General features: G+C 65.6%; 20 protein-coding genes. 10 read left to right on the top strand and 10 right to left on the bottom strand.

Annotated features, from left to right (window positions below):
- Positions 1-58: 58 nt before the first annotated feature.
- Positions 59-1,423, bottom strand: a complete 1,365-nt coding sequence (locus AB7245_RS30050; protein WP_439035222.1) for a hypothetical protein — start codon at positions 1,421-1,423, stop codon at positions 59-61.
- Positions 1,424-1,498: 75 nt separating this feature from the next.
- Between AB7245_RS30050 and AB7245_RS30045 the strand changes: the two genes are divergently transcribed.
- Positions 1,499-2,695, top strand: coding sequence for an MFS transporter (locus AB7245_RS30045; protein WP_439035221.1), 1,197 nt, complete (start codon positions 1,499-1,501; stop codon positions 2,693-2,695).
- On the opposite strand, the gene dgcA is transcribed toward AB7245_RS30045, so the two are convergent.
- Positions 2,665-3,660, bottom strand: a complete 996-nt coding sequence (dgcA, locus tag AB7245_RS30040) for an N-acetyl-D-Glu racemase DgcA (protein ID WP_439035220.1) — start codon at positions 3,658-3,660, stop codon at positions 2,665-2,667. The genes AB7245_RS30045 and dgcA overlap by 31 nt on opposite strands.
- A 143-nt stretch (positions 3,661-3,803) precedes the next feature.
- Between dgcA and AB7245_RS30035 the strand changes: the two genes are divergently transcribed.
- Genes AB7245_RS30035 through AB7245_RS30025 form a run of 3 tightly spaced genes read left to right on the top strand, consistent with a single transcriptional unit; the run spans position 3,804 to position 6,620 of the window.
- Positions 3,804-4,937, top strand: a complete 1,134-nt coding sequence (locus AB7245_RS30035; protein ID WP_166090162.1) for an MlaE family ABC transporter permease — start codon at positions 3,804-3,806, stop codon at positions 4,935-4,937.
- Positions 4,938-4,939: 2 nt separating this feature from the next.
- The gene (locus AB7245_RS30030) at positions 4,940-5,722 is read left to right on the top strand and encodes an ABC transporter ATP-binding protein (RefSeq protein WP_208087736.1); all 783 of its coding nucleotides are present in this window, start codon (positions 4,940-4,942) and stop codon (positions 5,720-5,722) included.
- A 16-nt stretch (positions 5,723-5,738) separates the two neighbouring features.
- Positions 5,739-6,620, top strand: a complete 882-nt coding sequence (locus AB7245_RS30025; RefSeq protein ID WP_085405869.1) for an MlaD family protein — start codon at positions 5,739-5,741, stop codon at positions 6,618-6,620.
- A gap of 179 nt (positions 6,621-6,799) precedes the next feature.
- On the opposite strand, the gene AB7245_RS30020 is transcribed toward AB7245_RS30025, so the two are convergent.
- Complete coding sequence (locus AB7245_RS30020; RefSeq protein ID WP_085405870.1) at positions 6,800-12,541, bottom strand: negative regulator of septation ring formation; 5,742 nt, start codon at positions 12,539-12,541, stop codon at positions 6,800-6,802.
- 395 nt (positions 12,542-12,936) lie between these two features.
- Here AB7245_RS30020 and AB7245_RS30015 point away from each other — a divergent pair, with 395 nt between their 5' ends.
- Positions 12,937-13,311, top strand: a complete 375-nt coding sequence (locus tag AB7245_RS30015) for an Hpt domain-containing protein (RefSeq protein ID WP_187388006.1) — start codon at positions 12,937-12,939, stop codon at positions 13,309-13,311.
- A gap of 166 nt (positions 13,312-13,477) precedes the next feature.
- On the top strand, positions 13,478-13,798 hold the full coding sequence (locus tag AB7245_RS30010) for a 2Fe-2S iron-sulfur cluster-binding protein (protein ID WP_014493954.1): 321 nt from the start codon (positions 13,478-13,480) through the stop codon (positions 13,796-13,798).
- Between the two features lie 15 nt (positions 13,799-13,813).
- Here AB7245_RS30010 and AB7245_RS30005 read toward each other — a convergent pair whose 3' ends face one another.
- A complete protein-coding gene (locus AB7245_RS30005) occupies positions 13,814-14,281 on the bottom strand; it encodes an acyl-CoA thioesterase (RefSeq protein ID WP_231142336.1) in 468 nt (155 codons plus the stop codon).
- Between the two features lie 182 nt (positions 14,282-14,463).
- Between AB7245_RS30005 and AB7245_RS30000 the strand changes: the two genes are divergently transcribed.
- Together AB7245_RS30000 and AB7245_RS29995 are read left to right on the top strand one after the other, a co-directional pair.
- A complete protein-coding gene (locus AB7245_RS30000) occupies positions 14,464-15,492 on the top strand; it encodes an NAD(P)/FAD-dependent oxidoreductase (RefSeq protein WP_354124042.1) in 1,029 nt (342 codons plus the stop codon).
- Between the two features lie 107 nt (positions 15,493-15,599).
- Positions 15,600-16,211, top strand: a complete 612-nt coding sequence (locus AB7245_RS29995; RefSeq protein ID WP_063982234.1) for a DUF2147 domain-containing protein — start codon at positions 15,600-15,602, stop codon at positions 16,209-16,211.
- Between the two features lie 115 nt (positions 16,212-16,326).
- Here AB7245_RS29995 and AB7245_RS29990 read toward each other — a convergent pair whose 3' ends face one another.
- On the bottom strand, positions 16,327-17,427 hold the full coding sequence (locus tag AB7245_RS29990) for a hypothetical protein (protein ID WP_245328613.1): 1,101 nt from the start codon (positions 17,425-17,427) through the stop codon (positions 16,327-16,329).
- Between the two features lie 399 nt (positions 17,428-17,826).
- Between AB7245_RS29990 and AB7245_RS29985 the strand changes: the two genes are divergently transcribed.
- A complete protein-coding gene (locus AB7245_RS29985) occupies positions 17,827-18,183 on the top strand; it encodes a hypothetical protein (protein WP_028158285.1) in 357 nt (118 codons plus the stop codon).
- A gap of 9 nt (positions 18,184-18,192) precedes the next feature.
- Here the strand turns inward: AB7245_RS29985 and AB7245_RS29980 are convergent, their stop codons facing one another.
- Together AB7245_RS29980 and AB7245_RS29975 are read right to left on the bottom strand one after the other, a co-directional pair.
- Entirely contained in the window at positions 18,193-20,457 is a 2,265-nt protein-coding gene (locus AB7245_RS29980; RefSeq protein ID WP_439035219.1) for a TonB-dependent siderophore receptor, read from the bottom strand.
- A gap of 267 nt (positions 20,458-20,724) precedes the next feature.
- Entirely contained in the window at positions 20,725-21,141 is a 417-nt protein-coding gene (locus tag AB7245_RS29975) for a winged helix-turn-helix transcriptional regulator (protein WP_080583959.1), read from the bottom strand.
- A gap of 227 nt (positions 21,142-21,368) precedes the next feature.
- Between AB7245_RS29975 and AB7245_RS29970 the strand changes: the two genes are divergently transcribed.
- Positions 21,369-22,490 (top strand): L-dopachrome tautomerase-related protein, encoded by a 1,122-nt coding sequence (locus tag AB7245_RS29970; RefSeq protein ID WP_439035218.1) that lies wholly within the window; start codon positions 21,369-21,371, stop codon positions 22,488-22,490.
- A gap of 48 nt (positions 22,491-22,538) precedes the next feature.
- On the opposite strand, the gene AB7245_RS29965 is transcribed toward AB7245_RS29970, so the two are convergent.
- From AB7245_RS29965 to AB7245_RS29955, 3 genes are all read right to left on the bottom strand, one after another.
- Positions 22,539-22,808 carry a hypothetical protein gene (locus AB7245_RS29965; protein ID WP_063986239.1) on the bottom strand — a complete coding sequence of 90 codons (270 nt, stop codon included), beginning with the start codon at positions 22,806-22,808 and terminating at the stop codon, positions 22,539-22,541.
- A gap of 193 nt (positions 22,809-23,001) precedes the next feature.
- Entirely contained in the window at positions 23,002-24,270 is a 1,269-nt protein-coding gene (locus tag AB7245_RS29960) for a sensor histidine kinase (protein WP_245344303.1), read from the bottom strand.
- Positions 24,271-24,362: 92 nt separating this feature from the next.
- Positions 24,363-25,043: a response regulator transcription factor gene (locus tag AB7245_RS29955; protein WP_071912145.1), complete on the bottom strand. Its 681-nt coding sequence runs from the start codon at positions 25,041-25,043 to the stop codon at positions 24,363-24,365.
- Between the last annotated feature and the right edge of the window lie 272 nt (positions 25,044-25,315).

The following is a 25,315-nucleotide window of genomic DNA, read 5'->3' as shown; positions in this document are numbered from 1 at the left end:
GAAAGACTCTGGATTGCTTCGCTGCGCTCGCAATGACGATTTGGAGAGCGCGCGCCCCTTACGAGAAGAACGCGATCTTCTCGGCCTGGGTCATGCGGCGGATTGGCGCCATGGGGTCGTTGGCCGCCGCGCGGGGCTTTTGCAGGATGCCGCTGGCGAGGATGGTGGCCCCGAGCGAGGGCTCGGGCAAGGAGGCAGACAAGGGCGAGGGCATCGGAAGCGTCGCGGTCGGCGCCGCACCGAATGTCGCGGCGGCCGCCATGGCCGGGACCGGCTGCTCCATCACTTCGGCGGCGGCCTCCGCAATGGCGTCGGTGAGGCGCGCGAGCGAGTCCATCGCGATCGGCGCGTCTTCGGCGGGCTCCTCCGCGACTGCGGTGGCGGCCGGCTCGGCTGCGACCGGCTCGGGAAGCTCTGCGGCAATCGGGGTTGCGACCTCCGCAGCCATCGGCTCCGGAATGGCCGCTTCCAGCTCGACCGGTTCGGTGATCTCGTCGAACTCCGGATCGGGCGCGGCCATTTCCAGCGCGATGGCATCGAGTATGGCTTCGTCCTCGGCTTCCGCGGCGGCGTCGAGCGAGACGCCGTCAGTCACCTCGGTGAAGGCGGCGGCCTCTGCGACCTCCTCTTCGGGGCCGACGTGATGGCCGGCAATGAGCTCCGGCCCGGTGGCGACGTCGATCGCTTGCTCGCCAACGGCGCGTGCTTCGGCGGCGCTGGCCTCGACCGCTACCTCGGGCGCGGGAGTCGATGCGATATCCTGCGGCGCCTCCGTAAAAGCCACGGGTGCTTCAGTGGCCATCGCGGCAGGCGCAGCCTCTGCGACGGGCGCTTCCTGCACCGGCACAGGCGCGGGATGCACCGCCGCTTGCGGCGCTGTGTCGCCGTCACCATCAAGCTGCTCGATCCGGTCCCTGAGCAGATCGAATGCGGCCTTGAGCTCGACGCGGGGGTCGATGATCGATAGCTGCCCGCAAGCGGCCTCGATGGAGGCGAGCTGCGAATCAATGAGATCGCAGATTCGCCCGTCGGCGCCGATCTCGCGCCAGCGCCAGGAGATCTCCTTGATGATGCGCACGCCGCGCGGAATCGGCGCGAGGCTGGCCTCGATCGCCGTAGGATCGAAGGCGGCGATCGCGATCGTCTCGGCCTCGCGGATGGCGCGGCGGATCTCGACCAGCGCCTCGGGCAGGCGATCCTCGACGACCGGTAGTCGCTGTGCCGCAAGGGTTTCTTCGATTTTCGCGACCGCATCGAGCACCATGCGGGTATCCGCATTGCGGTTGCGCTTGGCATATTCGCCGAGGAACCAGCGGCCGCGCGCGGTCTCCATGAAGGCTTCGCGGATCGCGTCGTAATCCTGCTCGTTCGGCTCGGCCGCACGGGCAGACATAGGCGAGAGGGCGAATGCTTCGTTGGCCATGACAATCTCGTCGCGCAAATCACTACGCGTTACTGTAACGATCACCACGATATCGACCGAATCGCAATTGGTTTGATGGCAGGCGAATCACAAATCCCCACGCAAGCCGCCGTGAAGCGGCGATTCGCCGTGAGTCTGGCGCTGTTCTATTCGGCGGTCTTCGCGGTGTCCGGCACGCATCTGCCGTTCTTTCCGCTCTGGCTGAAGGCGATCGGCATCGACGCAAGCTGGATCGGCCTCATCAACGCGCTGCCGGCGATCACGCGCTTCACCACGCTGCCGCAGGTCACCGCCCTTGCCGAAAGGCGACATGCCATTCGCGCCGGCATGATGGTGTCGGTGCTGGCAACCGCGATCGGGTTCACGGCGGTCGGCTTGCAGCAGCAGCCGCTGGCGCTGTTCCTGATCTATGCGCTGACCTGCATGATGTGGACGCCGACGACCCCGCTGACCGATGCCTATGCGTTGCGCGGCGTCGCCCGCTACGGGCTCGACTACGGACCGTTGCGGCTGTGGGGCTCGGCGGCCTTCGCCGCGGGCTCGCTCGCCTGCGGCTATCTCGTCGACCACATCGCGGCGCGCGATCTGATCTGGATCATCGTCGCGTGGGCCGTCGTTGCGGTCGCCGCCAGCCTGCTGCTTCAGCCGCTCGACGATGTCAGGCGAAGGACGACCGAGACGCATGCCGGCAAGGCCTTGCTGCGCGATGGCGGCTTCTGGGCCGTCATCGCCTCGGCCGCCCTGATCCAGGGCAGCCACGTCGCCTATTACACGTTCTCGGCCATCAACTGGCAGCTCCACGGCTTCGGCGGACTGACGATCGCAGGCCTCTGGACGCTGGGCGTGATCGCCGAGATCGTCGTCTTCGCGCTGTCGCCGCGGTTCTCGCTGCATCCGTCCACGCTGATCGCGATCGGCGGCGCGAGCGCCGTGGTGCGCTGGATCGTCACTGCGCAGGAGCCGCCGCTCGCGCTGCTCGTGATCGTGCAGCTCGGCCACGGCCTTACCTTCGGCATGACCATCGTCGGCACCATGAATCTTCTGGTGCAGCGCGTGCCATCGCATCAGATCGCACGGGGGCAGGGCTATTATGCCGCGTGCAACGGCCTGCTGGGTGCAGCGACATCGATCGCGTCAGGTGCGATCTACGCCCGCATCGGCGACAGCTTGTACTACGTCATGGCCGCGATGGCCGCGGCCGGCGCGCTCGTGATCTGGTCGGCGCGGCATCGACTCAAGGCTCATCCCCAGAGCGAGGAGGCGGGCGGATAGACCAGACTGTCGTCGTAGCGCAGCCCGTGGTCGCGGTCGCGCGCGAGCAGCAGCGGGCCGTCGAGATCGACGAAGCGCGCCTGCGGCGTCACCAGCATTGCGGGGGCCATCGACAGCGAGGTCGCGACCATGCAGCCGATCATGATCTCGAAGCCGAGCGCCTGCGCCGCGTCGGCCATCGCGAGCGCCTCGGTGAGCCCGCCGGTCTTGTCGAGCTTGATGTTCACGGCGTCGTAGCGCGCACGGAGCGGCGCGAGGGAAGGGCGGTCATGCACGCTCTCGTCGGCGCAGACCGCGAGCGGCCGTTTGATCCGCGCCAGCGCGTCATCCTTCCCGGCCGGCAGCGGCTGCTCGACCAGGGTGACGCCGACGGCGTCGCAGGCGGCGAGATTCTGCTCCAGATTGGCCTCGGTCCAGGCCTCGTTGGCATCCACGATCAGTTCGGATTCGGGGGCGGCCTTCCGAACCGCCGCGATCCGCTCCGGATCGCCGTCGCCGCCGAGCTTGATCTTGAGCAGGGGGCGATGCGCCGCCTTGGCCGTCGCCGCCGCCATGGCCTCGGGGGTGCCCAACGAAATCGTGAAGGCGGTGGTGCGCTCGCCCGGCACCGGGCGGTCCAGCAGGTTCCAGGCCCGCAGGCCGGTCGCCTTGGCCTCGAGGTCGATCAGGGCGCAATCCAGCGCGTTGCGGGCGGCTCCCGGCGGCATGGCGGCCTGCAGGGCCTCCCGCGAGAGGCCGCCCGCGACGGCCGCCTGCATGGCCTGGATGGCCGCAAGGGTCGCCTCGGGGGTCTCGCCATAGCGCGGATAGGGGACGCATTCGCCGCGGCCGGTGAGGCCGTTGCGGCTCACTTCGGCCACAACGGTCACGGCCTCGGTCTTGGCGCCCCGGCTGATGGTAAAACTGCCGGCGATGGGAAATCGCTCGATTCGCGCGGCGAGGGCCGGAACTTTGCTGGAAGTCATTTTGAACTCTGGCGAAATCTGAACCTGCTAGTTACCTCTAGCAACTAACATTAACCAGTTGGGGATACCTTCTCTGGGTAAGGGCGTGTGCACAACCATCTGATTCTACCCGTTTCTCGCGCCCCGGCCCGGGAGCGGACACCTTGAGCGGCGATCCGAAGCTGGAACGGATTGCCAAGGGCAACGCGCTGGCACTCTGCGCCACCGGAACCTGGACCGCGAGCTTCGCGCCGGTCCTGGAGCGGATGGTGGCTGACGCCGAGAAGCTCGCCGGCGGTTCACAAAACATATTCATCGACGTCTCCGAGGTCGCCAAGCTCGACACCTTTGGCGCCTGGCTGATCGAACGGCTGCGCCGCAGCCTGACCCAAGGGGCCGTCGAGGCGCAGATCGCGGGGCTTTCCGCCAATTATTCGAGCCTCGTGGACGAGGTGCGGCGGGTCAGGGCGACGCCGGTCGTCGACAGCAGCGCGGTCACCATCACCGGCATGCTGGAGCAGATCGGCCGGGCCGTGGCCGGGGTCGCCGGCACGGTTGCTGGCCTCGTCGACATGCTCGGCGCGGTGCTCGCGGCGGGGTTTCGCGTCCTGATCCACCCGCGCTCGTTCCGCCTGACCTCGACCGTGCACCACATGGAGCAGGTCTGCTGGCGCGCGGTGCCGATCATCGTGCTGATCACGTTCCTGATCGGCTGCATCATTGCCCAGCAGGGCATTTTTCATTTCCGCAGGTTCGGCGCCGACATCTTCGTCGTCGACATGCTCGGCGTGCTGGTGCTGCGCGAGATCGGCGTCCTCCTGGTCGCGATCATGGTCGCGGGTCGCTCGGGCAGCGCCTACACGGCCGAGCTCGGCTCGATGAAGATGCGCGAGGAGATCGACGCGCTGCGCACGATGGGTTTCGACCCGATCGAGGTCCTGGTGCTGCCGCGCATGCTGGCGCTGGTGCTGGCGCTGCCGATCCTCGCCTTCCTCGGCGCCATGGCCGCGCTTTATGGCGGCGGCCTCGTCGCCTGGCTCTATGGCGGCGTCGATCCCGAAGCCTTCCTGCTGCGTCTGCGCGACGCCATCTCGATCGACCATTTCATCGTCGGCATCGTCAAAGCACCGGTGATGGCCGCCGTGATCGGCATCGTCGCCTGCGTCGAGGGGCTCGCCGTGCAGGGCAGCGCGGAATCGCTCGGACAGCACACTACGGCCTCCGTGGTGAAGGGCATCTTCTTCGTCATCGTCATGGACGGCGTGTTCGCCATCTTCTTCGCCTCGATCGGGATGTGACGATGGCGCAAGAAACTCAAAACGCGATTCAAGATCCGATCATCCGCGTTCGCGATATCACCGTGCAGTTCGGCGCGACGCGCGTGCTCGATGGCCTCAACCTCGACGTCAAGCGCGGCGAAATCCTCGGCTTCGTCGGCCCATCCGGTGCCGGCAAGTCGGTGCTGACGCGCACCATCATCGGTCTCGTGCCGAAGGTCGCGGGCTCCATCGAGGTGTTCGGCGTCGACCTCGATTCCTCCAGCACCGCGCAGCGCCGCAGCGTCGAGCGTCGCTGGGGCGTGCTGTTTCAGCAGGGCGCGCTGTTCTCCTCGTTGACCGTGCGGCAGAACATCCAGTTTCCGATGCGCGAATATCTCCGGGTCTCGCAGCGGTTGATGGACGAGATCACCCTGGCCAAGCTCACCATGGTCGGGCTCAAGCCGGAAGTCGCGGATCGCTTTCCCTCGGAACTGTCGGGCGGCATGATCAAGCGCGTGGCGCTGGCGCGCGCGCTGTCGCTCGATCCCGATCTCGTGTTCCTCGACGAGCCGACCTCGGGCCTCGATCCGATCGGCGCCGGCGATTTCGACGAGCTGGTCAGGACGCTCCAGCGTACTTTGGGCCTGACCGTTTTCATGGTAACGCACGACCTCGACAGCCTTTACACAGCCTGCGACCGCATCGCCGTTTTAGGGAACGGTAAGATCATTGCGGCAGGGTCGATCGCCGACATGCAGGCCTCGCAGCATCCCTGGCTGAGACAATATTTCCACGGCAAGCGCGCCCGTGCGGTGATGGGCTGAGGTGCCGGAGTAGCTGATGGAAACGCGGGCCAATTACGTACTGATCGGATCATTCACGCTGGCGGTGATCGCCGCGGCGATCGGCTTCGTGCTGTGGTTCCAGTCGCTGCACACCACCAAGCAGCGCAGCCCCCTGCGCGTCGTGTTCGAGGGCCCGGCGGCGGGCCTGCGCAACGGCGGCAGTGTCAACTTCAACGGTATCCGGGTAGGTGAGGTGGTCTCCGTGAAGCTCGACAACCCGCGGCGGGTTGTCGCACTCGCCATGGTCGAGAACAACACCCCGCTCCGCAAGGACACCCTGGTCGGCCTCGAATTCCAGGGCCTGACCGGCGTCGCCGCGATCTCGCTCAAGGGCGGCGAGGAGGCCGCGCCTCCGCCGCCGCTCGACGAGGACGGCATCCCGTCGCTGACGGCCGATCCCAACAAGCTCCAGGACGTCACCGAGGCGATCCGCGGCACGCTCCAGAACATCAACAAGATCGTCGCGGACAATCAGGAGTCGGTGAAGAACTCGCTGAAGAACCTCGAGACCTTCACCAACTCGCTCGCGCGCAACTCGGAGAAGATCGACGGCGTGATGGCCAAGGTCGACGGCGTCATGCACAAGGCCGACAGCCTCATGCTTGGCCTCAACACGCTCGCCGGCGGCAAGGACGGCGGCGAGCTGTTCCAGGCGGTGAAGTCGATCCGCGAGCTGGCCGAGGATTTCGACAAGCGCTCCGGTGCATTGATGACCGACGGCCGGCGCACGCTCGGCGACATCAGCCGCGCCGTGAACAATTTCGACCGCAACCCGACCCGCGTGCTGTTCGGCGCCAGCAACAGCGCCCCGGCCGCCGCTCCGCCGCCCGCCGAGCCGCCGAGGCAGGCGCCCGCCGCGAGCGGCAGGCGGCAGTAGGCGTTTAGTACACGGACCTCACCTCGTCATTGCGAGCGTAGCGAAGCAATCCAGATTGTCTCCGCGGAAGCAGTCTGGATTGCTTCGTCGCAAGGACTCCTCGCAATGACGGGCTCAAACGAAAACGGAGGCCGTGAGGCCTCCGTTCTCATTCGCTATTCGTTGTCGCTATGGGCTGATCACCCGAGCCGGCCCGCTGCATGCGCGAGCAGCGTGTAGACCAGGCCCGTCTCCGAGGTCAGGTGGCTGCGCAGCTCCTGCGGACCACGGCCGTCGCGGGCGACTTCGTCGAGCAGACGCTCGAACTCGGCGACGTAGCGGTCGACCGTGCCCTTGAAGTTGCGGTCGGCGCGGTACTTGCGGGCGACCTCGTCAAAGGCCTTCTGGCCGGCGGGCGTGTAGAGGCGCTTGGTGAAGGCCTTGTTCTCGCCGCGCTGGTAGCGGTCCCACATCTCGGCGGCGAGGTTGCGGTCCATCAGGCGGCCGATGTCGAGCGACAGCGACTCCAGCGGATTGCTGCCACCCTGCGGAGCCTGCGGCTGCGGCGCGGGTGTCGCGCGGCCACGCGGGGCCTCACGTCCGGTCGGAGCACCCTGGTTGGCGTCCGTGCGGTTCAGGAGGTCCGACAGCCAGCCGTCGCGGCCCTGGTCGTTGCCTGCGGGCGCGACCGGCGGCGCTTCGGTGCGGCGCGAGGAGGCGGGCATGCCGAGGTCCGGCGGCGGCAGCGTCGAGGCGCTGCCGGTGTCGCGGCCGCGGGTCTCGGTGTTGCGCGTGCCGACGGCTGCCAGCAACGGCTCTTCCTGGCGCTGCGCGCCGGCGCGGCCCGTCGTGGAGACGTCGAGGCCACGGCCATGCTGGGCCACGATGCGGTTGAGCTCGGCGAGGGCCTCGATCTGGTCGACGATCACCTTGCGCATCTGCGCAGTGCTCTCGGCGGCCTCCTGCGGCATCTCGAGCACGCCGCGGCGCAGCTCGTTGCGGGTGGCTTCGAGCTCGTTGTGCATCTCGAACGCCATCTGCTTCATGCTGGAGACGAGGTTGGTGAACTTCTCGGTCGACTGCTTGAACATCGTATCCGCCTCGTCCGTGGTCTGGCGGTAGATGTCGTGCATGGCCTCGATGGTCTGGCGGTGCTCCTCCTCGGACGCCACGCGCACCGCCTCGAACTGGCGGGTGATCGCGGCGGAACCTGCGCCGGCGGTCTCCGCGACAACGCGGGCGATGTCGCGGGCACGCTCTTCGGCGGCGGCCAGCGATTCATCGAGCAGGCCGGTGAAGCGCGACAGACGCTGGTCGAGATCGGCCGTGCGCAGGTCGATGGTCGTGACGAGCGATTCCAGCGCCTGCTTGCGTTCGGCGAGGGAAGCGGTGGTGTTCTTGTTGCTCACCTCGACGACCTGCGCGGCCTCGACCAGTGCCTTGCCGTGCGCGTCGAACTGGGTCGATAGCTCGCCGAGGTCCTGCAGCGCCCGCGTGGTCTTCGTGTTGAAGACGTTGAGCTGGTCTTCCAGGTTCTGCGTCGCAGCGCCGTTGCGCGAGGTGACGTCGTTCATCGCCGAGACGAAGTCGGCGACGCGCGTCACCAGCGCCCGCTCGAGCGAGTTGAGGTTGTCGTGCGCACCGGTCAGCACCTCCTGGAGCAGGATGTTGCCTTCGCGCAGACGCTCGAACAGGGCCACCGTATCGGTACGCAGGATCTTGCTGGTCTCCTGCATCTCGGTGACGGCCGCGATCGAGACCTGGCGCGACTGGTCGATCGCCGAGCGGGAGGCCTGCTCGAGGTCCTTGAGCGACTTGCCGACCGCGCCGGTGGCCATCTCGCTCGCCGCGTTGATGGTGCGGGCGACTTCGGAGCCGTTGCCCATCATCGTCTGCGAGAACGCATGGCCGCGCGTCTCGATCGACTTCAGCGCATCCGAGGTGACGCGGTCGATGTCGAGCGTGAGCTGGCTGGTCTTCGAGCCGATCGCGTCGACCAGCGCGCCGCGCTTGGCGTCGATCATGTTCGACAGACGGTCGGCCTGCTGCTGCACGTAGGTGACGATCTCGTCGGTCTTGCCGGTCATGGCCTGGCCGAAGCTGCTGCTGGCGGCGAGCACCGAACGCTCGACGTCGGCCGAACTCGACTTGACACGCGAGCTTGCCTCGTTGGAGGCGTTGATCAGCGCGTTCTGGGCGTTGAGCGCGCTGGTCTGGATGTCGTTGGTGGCGTTGGTCGTGGCCGTGCTCAATACGCGCTCGATCTCGGTCGAGATCGTGCGGATCTGGCTTGCGGCATCCGCCGACGTCGAAGTCAGCGAGGTCTGCGCCTCACGCGCGCTGTTGAGGATGGTCGAGGCGGTGTCGGCGCCGATCGAGGTCAGCGTGCGCTCGATGTCCGTGGTCAGCGACTTGATCTGGCTTGCCGCATCCGTCGAGGCGGTGATCAGCGTGCCCTGGGCCTCGCGCACGCCGCTGGTGAGCGCCTCGATGGTGGCGCCGCCGGCGGTCGCCAGCGCGCGCTGCATCTCGGCCGCCAGCGAACGGACCTGGCTGGTCTGTTCGGCCGAGACGGAGAGCAGGGTGCTCTGGGCGTCGCGGGCGCTGGTCGTGATCGTCTCGGCGGTCGACTGGCCGACCTGCGAGAGCGACCGATGCACTTCGACCGCGAGCGACTTGACCTGGGTCGCCGCATCCGAGGACGCGTTGACGAGCGTGGTCTGGGCTTCGCGGGCGCCGGTCATGATGGTCTCGGCCGTCGAGGTGCCGGCCATCGAGAGCGAGCGCTGCACGTCCGAGGACAGCGCCTTGATCTGGTTGGCGGTCTCGGTCGAGGCCGCAATCAGCGCGCTCTGCGCATCGCGGGCGCCGGCGGTGATCGATTCCGCCGTGGTGGCGCCGGCCAGCGACAGCGAACGCTGCACGTCGGCGGTGAGGGTCTTGACGTGGTTGGCCGCGTCCGAAGACGCCGTGACGAGCGTGGTCTGTACCTCGCGGGCGCCGGCCAGGATCGAGGCTGCGGTGGCAGAACCGGCCGCCGACAGCGTGCGTTCGACGTCGACCGCGAGCCCCTTGATCTGGTTGGAGGCATCGCCGGAGGCAGCGACCAGGGTCGACTGAGCCTCGCGGGCGCTGCTCAGGATCGAGTTCGCAGCACCGGTGCCGACCGCGGTCAGCGCGCGCTCGACCTCAGTGGAGGTCATCTTGAGCTGGGCGTTGACATCGGAGGAGGTCATTTTGAGCTGGGCGTTGACGTCGGAGGAGACCGTCATCAGCGACTGCTGGGCGGTACGCGCACCGGTCTGGATCGTTTCGCTGGTGTTGACGACGAGGTTGGTGAGCGAGCGCTCGGCATCCTCGACATGCGAGCGGATCGCGGTCGAGATCATCTCGGCGCGGGACATCATGTCCTCGCTGGCCTGACGGCCGCTGCTCTCGATGCGGCCGGCGACGGCTTCGACACGCGAGCCGAGCAGGTCCTCGAACTGCGCCACGCGCACGTCGATGTCGTTGGCGACCGAGCCGACCTTGGTCTCGATGGCCTGGTGGATGTCCTGGAAGCGCGCCGTGACCGTGTCGGTCAGGTGCGTGCTGCGGCCGTCGATCATCTCGGCGACGCCGGTGATGCGGCGGTCGACCGCCTCGATCGCCTGCGCGGTGCCGTCGGTGAGCGTCGAGGTCAGGAGGGTGAGGCGCGTGTCGATCGACTGCACGGCCTGCGAGGCGCCGTTCGTCACCGCAGTCGTCAGGTAGGTGAGGCGCGTGTCGATGGATTCGAGCGCCTGCGAGGCGCCGCCCGAGAGCGTCGTCGTGAGGTGCGTCAGCCGCGTATCGATCGACTGGATGGTCTGCGATGCGCCATCGGTGAGCGAGGTCGCGAGATAGTTGAGGCGCGTATCGATCGTCTCGATGGCCTGCGATGCGCCGTCAGTGAGCGACGTCGTGAGGTGGGTGAGGCGGGAGTCGATCGACTGGATCGCCTGCGCGGCACCGTCGGTCAGCGACGAGGCGAGGGTGTTGAGGCGTCCGTCGATGGTTTCGGTCACCGACTTGGCGCGGGTGTCGAACGACTGCTCGAGCGCGGCGACGCGGCCGACGAGCTGGTCGTCGAAAGTCTTGATGTGGCCTTCGATCGTGCCGTCGAGGCTGACGATCTTGTCGTTCAGCGAGGCGTCGAGGTTGGTGACACGTTCGCCGACCGTGGTCTCGAACTGCACCAGGCGCTGGTCGAGCACAGCCGTGATCGCCCCGCCGTTCGAGGTGAAGCGGGTATCGAAATTGTCGACATAGGTCTTCAGGCTCTCGGCGATGTCCTGGGTGCGCTGGCCCATGCGATCGACGATATCACCGCCGAACGTCTTCACGGTGCGGTCGAACTCGGAGATGTGGCGGGTGATCAGCGCGCCGAGCGTGCCGGAGTCGCGGGCGAACCTCTCGACCAGCTCGGTGCCCTGGTTCTTCACCAGCTCGTCGAACGCGCTCATCTGCAGCGACAGCGAGTCGTGCGCGGTCTCGGTCTGGCTGACGACCTTGGCGACGAGGGTGTTGACGGTGGCGTCGAGCGCCTCGCTCGCCTTGTCGCCGGAGGTCATGATGTGGCCGGCGAGCCGGTTGCCGGCATCGTCGATCTTGGCGGAGAGGTCGTTGGAGCGCAGCTCGAGCTCGAGCAGCAGCGAGTCCGACGAATTCTTCAGGCTGTCGTGCACCTGCTCGGTGCGCTCGGAGATGCCGTCGACGATGGCGGCGGAGCGCTGCTCGAACTCGCCGGTGATGCGGTCGATACGCTCGTTCAGCATCTCGTGGACGCGGTCGGCGAGGTCGACGAACTCGTCGTGGACGTGGCCGGTCTTGAAGTTGAGGCTGGTGGTCAGCCGCTCGCTGGCGTCGAGCACGGCGCGCGTGGTCTCGTTGCTGGCCTCCTCGAGGCGGTCGAGCAGGTCGCCGCCGCGCTCGCCGAGCGCGAGGATCATGTTGTCGCCGGCGTTGCTCAGTGCGCCGGTGATGTGGGCGCCGCGCTCTTCCAGCGCGCCGGTGATGCTCTTGGCGACCTCGTCGACGCGCGAGGCGATCGCGTCCGAGATCAGCGCGATGTCGTGGCGCAGATCGATCTGCACGCCGGAGATGGCGCTGCGGACCTGCTCGGCCTGGCCGACCAGATTGTCGCGCTGGTGCGCGATGTCCTGGAGCAGGGAGCGGATGCGCACTTCGTTGTCGGAATAGGCGCGTTCGAGCGCCGCAACCTCGTTGGCGACCAGCGTCTCGAGTTCGCCGGCGCGCGCGATGGCGCGTTCGATGCCGTCGCCCATCGCCGCGACCTCGCGGCGGATGGCCTGGCCGACGGTGACCATGGAATCGGACGCCGAGCCCTCGGGCTCGGAGAAGCGGATCGCGACCTGCGCCATCGCCTGCGCGATCATGCGCATTTCCTGGCCGCGCCAGACCAGGCTCGCCAGGAAGTAGAACAGCATGATCGGCGCGAAGAACATCGCGATCAGGCCGGCGATGACGAGCACGCCGCCGCTCTGGCCCATGGCGGCCTGGATCGAGGGCAGGAAGCCGACGGTGAGCGCGGCGCAGGCTGCGAGCCAGACGCCGGCGAAGATGGTGGCGAAGGTGTAGACGCTGCGGGCAGGGCGGCCCTTCTGAAGCGCCTGGAGCAACTGACCGATGGTCTCGCGGTCATCGTTGGCGGCGCGGCGCGAGGTGCGCGGCTCCTCGATCGTATCGAACACGGTGGTGCGCTCGTTGGCGGCAGGACGCGGCTCGAAGGTCGGCTCGTCGAAGATCGGGGGAGCCGGCGGCCCCACCGGAGCCGACGTTTCGTTGCGCATCGAGGCGTTGCGGCTGGTGTCCGCGGCCGTGTCGCTGATGTTCAGGGCTTCCTGGATCGCAGAAAGCGCAACTTCTGTGGGGTCTTTGACCTTTTTCGGAGTGTTCGCCATGTTCAGTCCGAGCCCTCGTTACTTGTACGCGTCCTCCCGCGAGCCCAGCGCGCTACGCAAGCCCACAGACCGGATCATGCCGCTTACGCGGATTCCCAGCCGTCCCCACCCGGACGGCTTGTCCGCCAATTTCTCCCAACATCCTATTGGCAGAGCGTCGCGAATGAAATGCCCGGGATTAAGACAATCTTAATCATCGTTAACAGGATAGCGCCGTAACGCCTTAGCAATAAATGGAATTCTCCACCGGACTCGCCGGATTGCGGCAACTTTTCGTCAATAAACGGGCGGATTTGCGTAAAACGGCCCAAACACTTCGTTAACCATTTCCATGCTTCGGTGGGGGAACTTGACCGCCGGATCGGCGGACATCGCGCGATGCCGGGGTCTGCGCCATGACGCCTGAACTGCAACGGATGGACTGGATGCCTTCGCCCCCGCTTGCACCCATCGACAGCCCGCTCGACCTCGATCACCTCTCGCGCATGACGCTCGGGGACACTGAGCTGGAACAGGAAGTGCTCGCGATGTTCGCCGAGCAGGCGGTTCGCCTGGTTGCGGCGATGGCAGCACTGCCGGCCGAGGCCGGCACACTCGCCCACAAGCTCGAGGGCTCCGCGCGCGGAATCGGCGCCTTTGCGGTGGCCGATGCCGCGGCCAGCCTGGAGACCGCGGTCCGGACCGGCCATGGCCAGCCCCACGCCTTCGCCGCGTTGAAAGAGGCGGTGACCGAGGCTCGCGCCGCCATCGAGGCGATCCTGAAGCCCTAGGGCGACAGGGCGAGAAACCGCGCTCTAGTCTTTTGTTTTGACGCGTTTTCTTCCCGCGAAGCGGGATTCACGTCGCTTCAAAACCCTATGGCGCCGGGCGGATCGACCCGTTATAGGACAGCCCGGACCCTCCTTCATTCGCAACATCGCGGCAGCACGAGCACACATGGCCAAGATTAACTTTGTCGACCACAAGGGCGAAACCCGTACGGTGGAAGTCGAGAACGGCGCGACCGTGATGGAAGCCGCCATCCGCAACAGCATTCCCGGCATCGAGGCCGAATGCGGCGGCGCCTGTGCCTGCGCAACCTGCCATGTCTATGTCGACGAAGCCTGGCGCGAGAAGGTCGGCAGCCCGACGCCCATGGAAGAAGATATGCTCGATTTCGGTTTCGACGTGCGCCCGAACTCGCGGCTGTCCTGCCAGATCAAGGTCTCCGACGAGCTCGACGGGCTTGTCGTGGCGACGCCGGAACGACAGGCCTGATCGTCTCTCGATCTACTAGATGCTCGGCGGCGCGACCACGATACCGCGCTTGTGCCAGGGTCTGAGCTTCTCGATGATCTCAGCGGTGAGCGGTGCGGGCCGCCGCGTCGCCTCGTCGAGCATGACGCCGACCGACATCGCCGAAGCGATGCAATTTCCTTCCGAAAACACGACCTGTTCGAAGGTCACCGACGTCCGTCCCAGTTTGACCACGCCGAGGCCGAGCTCGATCGTGTTCGGCCAGTGCAGCTCGGCGCGGAAATGGATGTCGAGGCGCACCATGATCCAGGCGAGGCCCGGCGGCGTCAGCCCGTATTCCGGGCTCTTCATCAGCGTGACCCGGCCGGTCTCGAAATAAGTGGCGTAGACCGCGTTGTTGACGTGCTGGTTCGGATCGAGATCGCCGAAGCGGACATTGTCGCCGAGACGATAGGGATAGTCCTCCAGGCGCGGCGTCGTATCGAGGCGGCTTGGTGCGTTCACCGATTGATCTCCGTCATATCGCTTCCCGTTACAGCCCAGTTATCCTGACCCGGCAAGTGGGCGCGGCTGCGGGGTGCTCCCGCTTTTATGCCTTCCCTGATCCATCCCCGTTGGCTAGACAGGCAGGGTCACTTCTGCCCCCCGGGCGGCGTCCAACCGATAACGATCGATAAAGAGACGACATGAGCGACGTGATAAAAACCGATGTGCTGATTATTGGCGCCGGCCCCTGTGGTCTGTTCGCCGTCTTCGAGCTTGGCCTTCTCGACATGAAGGCGCATTTCATCGACATCCTCGACAAGGTCGGCGGCCAGTGCGCCGAGCTCTATCCGGAAAAGCCGATCTACGACATTCCCGGCATTCCGCACGTTTCGGGGCAGGGCCTCACCGACGCGCTGATGGAGCAGATCAAGCCGTTCCATCCGACCTTCCATCTCGGCGAGATGGTGGAGACGGTGGAGAAGATCGGCGATCCCTTGTTTCGCTGCACCACCGACGCGGGCAAGGTGTTCGAATGCAAGGTGGTGGTGATCGCGGCCGGCGGCGGCTCGTTCCAGCCCAAGCGCCCGCCGGTGCCGGGCATCGAGGCCTATGAGGGCACCTCGGTGCACTACGCCGTGCGCAAGATGGAGACGTTCCGCGACAAGAGCGTTCTGATCGTCGGCGGCGGCGATTCCGCGCTCGACTGGACGCTCAATCTGCATCCGCTCGCCAAGCGCGTCACGCTGCTGCACCGGCGCGACGATTTTCGCGCCGCGCCCCACAGCGTCGAGCAGATGCGCGCGCTGGTGGCCGACGGAAAGATGGATCTGCGGCTCGGGCAGGTCACCGCGCTGTCCGGCACCGAGGGCAAGCTGACCGGCGCCACCGTCAAGGGCAACGACAACAGCGTGAGCGAAATTTCCTGCGACACCATGCTGCCGTTCTTCGGGCTGACCATGAAGCTCGGTCCGGTCGCGAACTGGGGCATCGCGCTGGAGAACAATCTGGTGCCGGTCGAGACGTCCGCGTTCGAGACCAACGTATCCGGCATCTTCGCCATCGGCGACATTAACACCTATCCGGGCAAGCTCAAGCTGATCCTGTGCGGCTTCCACGAGGGCGCACTGATGGCGCAAAAAGCCCATCGCTACGTCTATCCGGAGAAGCGGCTCGTGTTCCAGTACACGACCTCGTCCTCCAGTCTGCAAAAGAAGCTCGGTGTCAACTGACGGCACCGGGTTCGGCAGGCAATGCCCCATGTTTCTGGTGCTGGAACCGTTCGCGAAATCGCCGTAGTCTGCGGCCATTGCAGTGGCGGCTTAGCAAGGTGATCATAATGCGGACTCTCTTTTCCAGCTTTCGACTGCTCTCGCCCCTCGCGCTCGCTGTTGCGCTGACGCTTGGCGCGGTTGGGCCGGTAGCCGCACAGGCGCAGCAGCCAACCGCCGCGGGTCTTTGGCAGAAGACCGAGGACGGCAAGACGGTGGGATGGTTTCTCTTCGTCGACCACAACGGCATCTTCGAAGGCGTGATCGCAAAAACCTTTCCGCGCCCCGGCGACGACCCGAATGAGGTCTGTGCGAAATGCACGGATGATCGCAAAAACGCGCCGGTGCTCGGGCTCTCCTTCATCCGCGACATGAAGCGCGACGGCTTGAAGTATGACGGCGGCAACGTGGTCAATCCGCGCGACGGCAACATCTGGAAGGCCAAGATGTCGGTCAGCCCGGACGGGCAGACGCTGACCATGCGCGGCTTCCTCGGCATTTCCCTGTTCGGCAAGGACGAGACCTGGACGCGTCTTCCCGACGCCTACATCGCCCAGGTCGATCCTGCCATCGTCGCCAAATATCTTCCGGCACAGGCGACCGCCGCGACGACGAAGCCGGCGCCCGCGCCCGCGGCGAAGAAGGGCGGCGCGATGATGGCGCCGGCGCCGAAGCAGTAGGGCCCCTCCGTATCCTCGCACTGTCTCTGGAATACTGGATCGCCCGATCAAGTCGGGCGATGACAGTTGAGTGTGTGGCTCGGGCCTGCCTCAGCAGCGACGGTCTTGACGACCGTCAATACGTCCGCGCCTTCTTGCAAGGCGCGTAGAACGTGCCGTTGCCGGCGACGACCCGCTCGAGGCATTGCCGGGGATCGGTGATCTCGCCGTCGACCTGGAAATAATAGGCCTGCGGTCCCAGGCTCAGGACGTAATGTCCCGGCGCAAGCTCGAGCCCTGAATCGCCGGTGTGAAGCTCGTACATCTCGGGCTTCCCCGGGATCGGCGACACCCGGAACGGATAGGAGAAGTTTCGGATCACCCCGACATCTTCTCCGCCGCCTAGATTTTTGCCTGCAGCGTCGGTAGAAAACTCCCTGGCGATCTTCGCGACGACCCGAACCTCGACGCGCTCGGGGATCACGTTCGCGGCGTCCCGCCGAAACACGATGAATTTGACGCGGCCGTTCGGCAGATGCGGGCGATCGGGCTTCTTGAACTCCGGTGAAATCGCGATGCGCATGTCCGGCGCCATCACGCCGGTCGCATTCAATTCCGCCAGCGATTTGTCGTCGATCAATGCGTAGATGCCGTAGTCGGTTGGCAATACGCGCGTCGAGGGAGGCGGGGCGGGGGCGACCATCTCCGGTTTGGCGACCGTGATCGTCGCCTCCGGCTTGGGCGATACCTGCGCGATCTCCTGGGCCTGGGACGAAATCTGGCGGCGCAGCGCGGCGATGTTGTCTCGCTGCGAGACGATCAGGATGACGGCGCCAACGGCAAGCAGGATGGCCGCCGTACGCTTGATCACCGGTAGAAGCGGGCCCGAGATCGCAGGCAGCTTGCTGCGGGATATCTCGATCCTCGATCGCAAAACGGTCGCGTCGCCGGACACCAGGAGACCGCCTGTCTCGGTCGCCTTTGACGACGTGAGCTGTTGTGACGGCAAGCGCTCCAGCGGCGCCTGGTCGCGCGAGAATTTTTCGACCTCCTCGATTGCGACCTCGAGCGCCCGCTTCATCTGGTCGATGTTCCTGGCGTCGGCGTAGGTGAACTGCTCCTGGAGCTTGTAGCGGGCAAGGTCGTAGACCATCTGCCGCCTGGCGTCCGCGTCGTCCTTCACCGTCTCGAGCATGCGCGAAATCACGAGCGCAAACTGCACTTCGCTTGCGGGCAAGTCGGTCGAATCCTGCTGGCCAGGAAGCAACTCTCTCGAACTCATAGCGCTGACGGTCCAATGCCAGTCACGCCAACACCTGATTTCTCTAATTGAAACAGTTGATTAAAAGATGCGGCCCGCGTCCGCGGCCGTTTCGTACACGTCCTCGCGGAACAAGGAAAGCCTCCAAAACAGCTGCGGCAAATTGCCGACGCGTTGGACATGCAGGACGTGCGCGCCGGCCGGGGCAACGCCGTGCGGCCGTAGTTCCCCGGAATGCGCGCTGGCGCCGGATTTGCATAGCTGTCGCAAAGCCGCTGGGGAGCGAGTCGCCGTCTCCACGCCTGCCGCGACCGTGCGGAAGGCGGACGGCGGTGTCTGTCCCTCGCGGCGCTGATTGCGATCCGCGGAGACGATATGCGACTTGCCAGACTATGTGCGGCGGCGCTGCTGGGGCCGATGGCGCTGCTTGCGACCTCGGCGCTGGCGCGCGACGACGGCCGCTATGCCAACTCGCCGCTAAAACCCTGGTTCGAGAGCCTGCACAGCCAATACGGGCAATGCTGCTCGGATGCCGACGGCTACGTCATAGCCGACGTCGACTGGGAATCCGATCGCGGCCACTACCGCGTGCGCATCGACGACGAATGGGTCGTCGTGCCCGACGGTGCCGTGATCACCGAGCCGAACAAGATCGGTCGAACCATGGTGTGGAAGCACTATGTCGACGGCCATCCGCGCGTGCGCTGCTTCATGCCCGGCAGCATGACGTAGCGGTCGTGGCTAGAATTTGTACGTCACGCTGCCGAGCACCGTGCGGCCGATTCCGAGAAAGCAGTCGCCGCGCGCCAGGCACGTGGTGAGGTGACGCTTGTCGAAGAGATTGCTGGCATTGACCTGAAGCCGCCAGGAACCGGTCTCGTAACGAACCATGGCGTCGAACAGCGTATAGTCGGGTGTGCGGAGGGTGTCGGTGCCGTCCCAGGAGGTGCCGATGTAGCGCACGCCGCCGCCGAGCGTGACGCCGGGCAGGCCGAGCAGGGACAGACGGTACTTCGCCCAGAGCGAGGCCTGGTGATCCGGCACGGTCTCGACATGCTTGCCGGAATTGTCGCCGCTTTCCACGCGGGCATCGAGATAGGTATAGGCGCCGATCAGGTCGAGCTCCGGCGTGACGCGCGCCAGCACCTCGAGCTCGGCGCCGCGGATGCGCACCTTCCCGGTCTGGATCGAGAAGCGGTCATCATCGGGGTCGCTGGCCAGCCGATTCCGTTCGGTGGTGTCGAAGATCGCGCCGTTGATCGCATTGCCCGGTGTCGGATTGTACTTGAAGCCGAGCTCCACCATCTCGCCGCGCTGCGGCGCGCACACCGTGGCGCAGACGCCGCTGCCGAACACCGGGTTGAACGACTGCGCATAGGTCACGTAAGGCGTGACGCCGAATGGCAGCTCGTACATCAGCGCGGCGCGGCCGGTGGTCGCCTGGTAGTTTTCGACCGGCGAGGCCTGCGTGTTACTGGTTACGTAGTCGTGGCGCAGCCCAAGCACGGCGAGCCACGGTCCGAGGCGCAACTGGTCCTGAGCGTAAATACCGAGCTGGGTCTGGCGCAGATCCGGTTCGGGAGACATCGTCGGCGCGGGTACGCCGCGGTAGACCGGCGCGTAGAGATCGAACGGCGTCGGGCCTGTGGTGAAGCCTGATTGCGCGTGCTCCCTGAACTCGCGGTAGTCGGTGCCGAACAACACTTTGTGTGCGACCGGTCCGGTGTGCAATTTCAGCTCGGCATTGCTGTCCGAGGTCAGGTTGTCCTTGACCGTCTCGCGGCTCCATACGCTGCGCGCCACGGAGCGTCGGCTGGCGTCGAGAAATGGATAGTTCGGATCGCTTGGATCGACGAAGTTCAGGTCCGGCCACGTCGACCGGTAAATGCCCTCGACATGGGCGTAACGCAGGTTTTGCCGGATCTTCAGACTGTCGCTGAAGCTGTGCTCGAACAGGCTGCTGATCGCGCCGGTCTCGGTCTGGTACTGGTCGAAGCCGGGCTCGCCGGCGAAGCGCCGCACCGGAATGTAGCCGTTGGGGCCGGCAAACAATGTGCCCTCATGCGGCAGGAAGGCCGTGGAGGACCCCGTGGTGTCCTTCTGATAGGTGCCGAGCACCGTCCAGCTGGTGTTGTTGGTCGGCCGCCAGGTCAGTGATGGCGCGAGCACGATGCGGCCGTCCTTGACGTAATCGGTCTGCGTGTTGCTGTCGCGGTATACGCCGATGAAGCGATAGAGCCACTCGCCGTCCTTGGTCAGCTTTCCCGTGGAGTCGAGCTGCACCTGCTTACGGTAGAAGCTGCCATATTGCACGCCGATCTCGTTGGCGGATTCGGCCTGCGGGCGCTTCGAGATCAGGTTCAACAGGCCGGCGGTCGAGGTGTCGCCGTAGAGCACGGAAGAGGGGCCGCGCAAGACCTCGATGCGCTCCAGGGTGTACGGCTCCGGCCGCCATTCGTTGAAGTTGTTGGTGTTCACCATGCGGGTGCCGTCGAGATAGATATTTGGGTCCTGGCCGCGGATGCGCGGATAGTCGCCGCGCGAGTCCGCGCCGTAGGCGTCGGCGAACACGCCGGGGACATAGCGCAGCGCCTCCTGAATGGTGGTCGCGCCCTGGTCGATGATGCGGTCGGCGGTGACCACGGTGATCGACTGCGGTGTCTCACGCAGCGGCGTATCGGTCTTCGTGCCGGTGCCGCTGCGGGTCGCGACGTAGCCGCGGACGGGGCCTGTCGCGGTCTCCGCGCCCGTGCTCGCGCCGGCCGCCTGTGTATCGGCGTTCGATGGTGCGCGCTCGGCCTGGCGACGGCGGCTTGCCGCCTGTGCGGCCTGACGGGAGGGAGACGGACGTGTGCGCGCTGCCGGCCGCGACGATTGCTCGACCACGACGGCGGGCAATTCCTGCGACGATGATTGCGCCTCGGCCGGCGCCGCATCCATCAGGCCTGCCAACAGCGGCAGCGCGCCGCCGATCAATCCTGCCGTCGTTCTGAGGTATGTAGTCATTCGCGACCCCATCATTTGCGGGGCGGACGACTAACAAGCGCAGTCGATGGCTTGAAGTGCGGGAGGGGCGCAATGGTCCCTCAATCATCAGATTTGGAATTAGTATTTATATAAGTAGAGCGCGCGCCGCTTGATGGCGGCGCGCGGATGGCCTCATGTGAGGATGGAGAATCGTGTCTCGTCGCGGCGTAGGCCCACGCCGTCTTGATCGACGTGTGCGATTTACTTGCAGTCGCCGCAAGGCATCGTGGATACGCAGGGGCCCGCCTACGCGCGACCTGCCGGCAGGCTCCGTCTGACCCGCGGCGAGAGCGAAACGGCGCCGTTGACCGCACCGGCACGGGCCGCTTCCGTCGCGAGATACTGATTGCCCCATGTCCAGAGCATGCGAACGACCGGTTCGAGCGAGCGCCCAAGCGCCGTCAGGGAATACTCGACCCGCGGCGGGACCTCCGCATAGATCTCGCGATGAATGAGGCCGTCCGCCTCGAGCTCGCGGAGCTGGCGCGTCAGCATGCGCTGCGTGATCCGGGACAGGCGCCGCTTGAGCTCGTTGAAGCGAATCGTATCGTCGAGCAGGTGGTAGAGAATCACGCCCTTCCACTTGCCGTCGATCAGATCGAGGGTGGCCTCCACGGGGCATCCCACGGCACAATCATACGTCTTGCTGCCGAGCTTCTGCATGGTTCACTCCGTGATACTAGAGGACTGGCCTGTGCGTAATTGTCAGTCCGCAAATTAGCGCGCATCGTGGCTCTCGCAAAGATCGATATCGGCGAGGCGGTGAACGAGCGGCCGCTTCGGCTCGCATTGGGTCTCTGCATTCAAATCCTGCGGCGGTTGCCGGCGCGGACCGGGCGCACGCGCGCCGGAATAACCGTGGAAAACAAAGGGAGGGAGCGGTGCGAAGCGTGAGGAGAGGAATTCGACTTGTCATTTTTCTGTCGGCGGCAATCGTCACGGGCGCGGCCTGTGCGGAGAACGGAGGCGGCAACGCGGAAGTCTTTGCGAAGCTCCCTCAGTCGGTCGGCAACATTGCGTTTACGCCGGACAATCAGCTGATCTTCAGTCACCATCCATTCTTCAGTCCCGACGTTCGTGTGGCGCGGCTGACATCGCCGACGACGTTCGAGCCGTTTCCAAATGCGGAATGGAATACGCCACGAAAAGGCACCGATCAGTACCTCGATAACGTCCTGGGTCTTCGTTCCGACGAAAGCGGTGTCGTGTGGATCATCGACATGGGATTTCGGACGCAGATCACGCCGAAGCTGGTCGGCTGGAACACGCGCACGAACAGGCTGGAGCGCATCCACTACATGCCCGAGCCCGTGACCGTGAAAGGCTCGCAGCCGCAGGACATCGTGATCGACCAGAAGAACCGGAAGTTCTACATCGCCGACGAAAACATCGGGCCCGGCGGCGATGGCTCTCACGCTGCGATCATCGTCATCGACATGGATACGGGTGCCGCCCGGCGCGTGCTGGACGGCGATCGATCCACCGTCCCTGAAAATGTGCCGATCACCGTGGATGGCAATGATCTGACCGTGCCTGGCAAGGACGGCAAGCCTTCGCTCATTAAGGTCGGCTGCGACGGCATCACGATGGATGCCAGGTCCGAATGGGTCTATTTCGCGCCACTCAGCGGCCGGTCGCTGTACCGCATCAAGGCCACCGACCTCGGCAACGAGAAGCTGCCCGCCGAAGAGCTGAGCGCGCGGGTAGAACGCTACTCGGACAAACCGAACAATGGCGGCCTGTCGATCGACTATGCGGGCAACATCTACCTGACTGCGGTCGAGACCAAATCGATTGGAGGCATAGGAGCCGACCGGAAGTTTCGCACTTATTTGAGCGATCCGGACATGGTGTGGCCGGACGGGATTACTGCCTCTCCCGACGGGTACATGTACGTGTCCGCGTCTCAGGTCTCCGCAGCCGCCATGTTCCATGGCGGCAAGGCCGAAAACAAGACGCCGTATCTGATCTATCGGTTCAAGCCGATCGCGGCAGGCTATATGTCACGCTGACGGCGGGAGTGACGACCCCGGCAAGGGCAGCCGGGGTCGAAAACTGCCTCAGCGCTCTTCGCTCGTGGCGTTGGCGCTCGCCAGCCGCTTGACGCGCGGCGACAGCACCGACATTTGCGCGGGCGAGGCCGGCATGCCGGCGACGATCATCGCGGGCGCAGACGGCTGCTCCTCGACCCCGGCGCCGCCGAGCACCTGCACTTGCGTCGTCGAAATCGGAAACGACTTCACGTCGTAAGAGGGAAGCTCGCCGGCAAATGCACCGGCCGAGCTCGCAATCATGGCGCCGGCAACGGCAAATATTGAAAGAACGCGCATTGGAAAATCTCCGCGGAAGATGGCAATCGGAGGTTTGGTCGCGGCGATGCCACGCCAGGTTCGCTTGTGTGCGAACATTCGACCGCCGCCGGCGGATCTATTTGATTGCGTGATGCGACAGACGTGAAACGCGGAAGAAGTTTTCCACGCCAATGTTTCCGGACGGTTTCGCCGAAGGGCTAGAAGCGGCTCGTCAGCCCGTTTGCAGATCGAGGTGCGGCGATCTGGTCGTCGCGGTGGCCTCGGGAAAGCGCAAGCTCATCGTCGTGCCGCGGCCCGGCGCGGAGGAAATGACCAGCTCTCCGCCGTGCGCGGCCATGATCTCGCGGACGATCGACAGGCCGAGGCCGGCGCCGTCGCCCGCGCTGTTGCCGGTCTGAAATGGCTCGAGCAGCCTGTGCTCCGCGCCGTCGGGCAGGCCCGCGCCGTCATCGTCGATCGAGATGTCGCCGCGGCTGAGCGTGGCGACGATGCGCCGCGCACCATGGGCGTGGATGAGCGCGTTGCCGACGAGATTCGCAAGCGCACTGCGCACCGCGGCGTCGACGCCTTGCACCAGGAACGGACCTTCTTCGGCGTGCTCCAGCGCAAGCTCTATGCCGGCGTCCAGCGCCGAGGGGCTGAAATCGGCCAGCACGTCCAGCGTGATCTCGGCAAGATCGATCGGTCGCTTCTCGATCGCATAATTTTGCAATCGCGCCAGGTCGAGCATGGCGGAGACCAGCGACGTCAGGCGGCGGACGTCGCGCACCAACTCCACCCTCAGCGCCGGCTCGGGCACGTCCTCGATTTTCGCGCGCAGCAGCGTGAGCGGCGTGCGCAGCTGATGGGCGGCGTTGCCGAGAAAGCGGCGTTGCATCCTGATGTAGGCGTCGATCTCGCCGAAGGCGCGGTTCAGCGCCGCGACCAGCGGCTTCAGCTCGGTGGGGACTTCGGACAGGGATATCAGGCCCTGCGGGGCCGATGGGTCGATCGCGAGCGCGCGACGCGCCACCCGTTCGATGCCGCGCGAGACGAAACGTGCGGCCAGCATTGAGCCGATGGCGACCGTCGCCGCAAAGGCCAGCGCCAGCGTGATGATCGCGAAAATGCTGCGGACAAGGAAGTTCCTTGCAATCCGGCCGAAGCGAACCTTGGGTTCGCCGACCATCATCGTAAGCTGCAACGGGCCCCGTTGCACGACGGCGAGACAAAAGGTGTTCTTCTGGTCGAGTGTGCTGAAGACGGACGAGCCGATCGGCCCGTGATAGGGAAACGCGAAGGGGAGGGTGGGCCGGCGTTCGCTCCCGTATTCGCTGACCAGATCGCCCGCGGACAAGACGTACCAGAGGTTCGGGCTGTCCGCTTTAAGCTCCCCGAGGGCGGGAGTCGGGCGTACCGTCAGGTTTTGCCCCTCGATCACCGTGGCGCGATCGAGAACGGCGATCACAATGCGGCAAGCCCTGAACTCGCGTTCCTCCATCGGGTAACGCCAGATGAAGACACCGAGCATGATCAGGAAGATCGTCGTCGCGGCGATGCCAAGCGACAGCGCAAACGTTCGGGCAATCGACGTCATCGCGGTGTTGCCAGCCGCAGGATGTAGCCGATGCCCCGCATGCTGCGGATCTCGACATCGCCGCCGAGCTCGGTCAGTTTCTTCCGCAAGCGCGAGACCTGCGCTTCGAGCGTGTTGGATTCGATCTCGTCGTCGAAGCCGTAGATCTCCTCGATCAGGGCGGCGCGGGTGATGACGCGGTCGCGGCGCATCAGGAGCGCTCCGAGGATCAGCGCCTCGCGCCGGCGCAGCAGGATTTTCGTGTCGGCGACCACCGCCTCGTTGCTGCCGAGATGCAGCTCGACATTGCCGAGCGACAGCACCGAGGGCGCGAGCTGCCGGGGGCGCCGCAACACAGCGCGCACCCGCGCAATGAGCTCCTGCGGCTCGAACGGCTTGCCGAGATAGTCGTCGGCGCCGCCATTGAGACCGTCGACGACATCCTCCTTGGCGTCCTTGGAGGTCAGCATGATGATCGCGGGACGGTCCGCCGATCGGCTCAGCGCCGTCACCACCTGGAGCGCATCTCCATCGGGCAGCATCCGGTCGATGATCGCGAGATCATATTTGAAATTGTCCAGCGCCTGGCGGGCATCGGCAATCGAGCCGACGACGTCGACAATGCCGTGCAATTGTCCGAGCAGGCGGCTGACATAGGCGCCGATCTGCGGTTCGTCTTCGATTACGAGGGAGCGCACGGGACGTCCTTGACTCTGCTGGGGCAACAAAACCTGAGCGTGACGCTCCCTGGCCGAAGTCTGGCGTTCCGGCTCGTGCGCAGGGTTCCCTTTAAGGCAGCGAGCTTGGCGAATAAAAGGCAGGAGCGAGGGCGCCGACCGGCCCTAGCGCTCAAAGTTTGAGAGCGTGAGCGCGGCCCGGCAATGTTCGGGCAACATTGATCCGGCGGCGCGCCCGGCATGCGCCGCGAATGGATCGGGGCGCTGTCTGCCCCTTGCAATCTTGGGGCAAT

The organism is Bradyrhizobium sp. 604_D8_N2_3, assembly GCF_051810765.1.
Taxonomy (GTDB): Bacteria; Pseudomonadota; Alphaproteobacteria; order Rhizobiales; family Xanthobacteraceae; genus Bradyrhizobium; species Bradyrhizobium barranii.
This window is presented reverse-complemented; position numbering and strand designations above follow the sequence as displayed.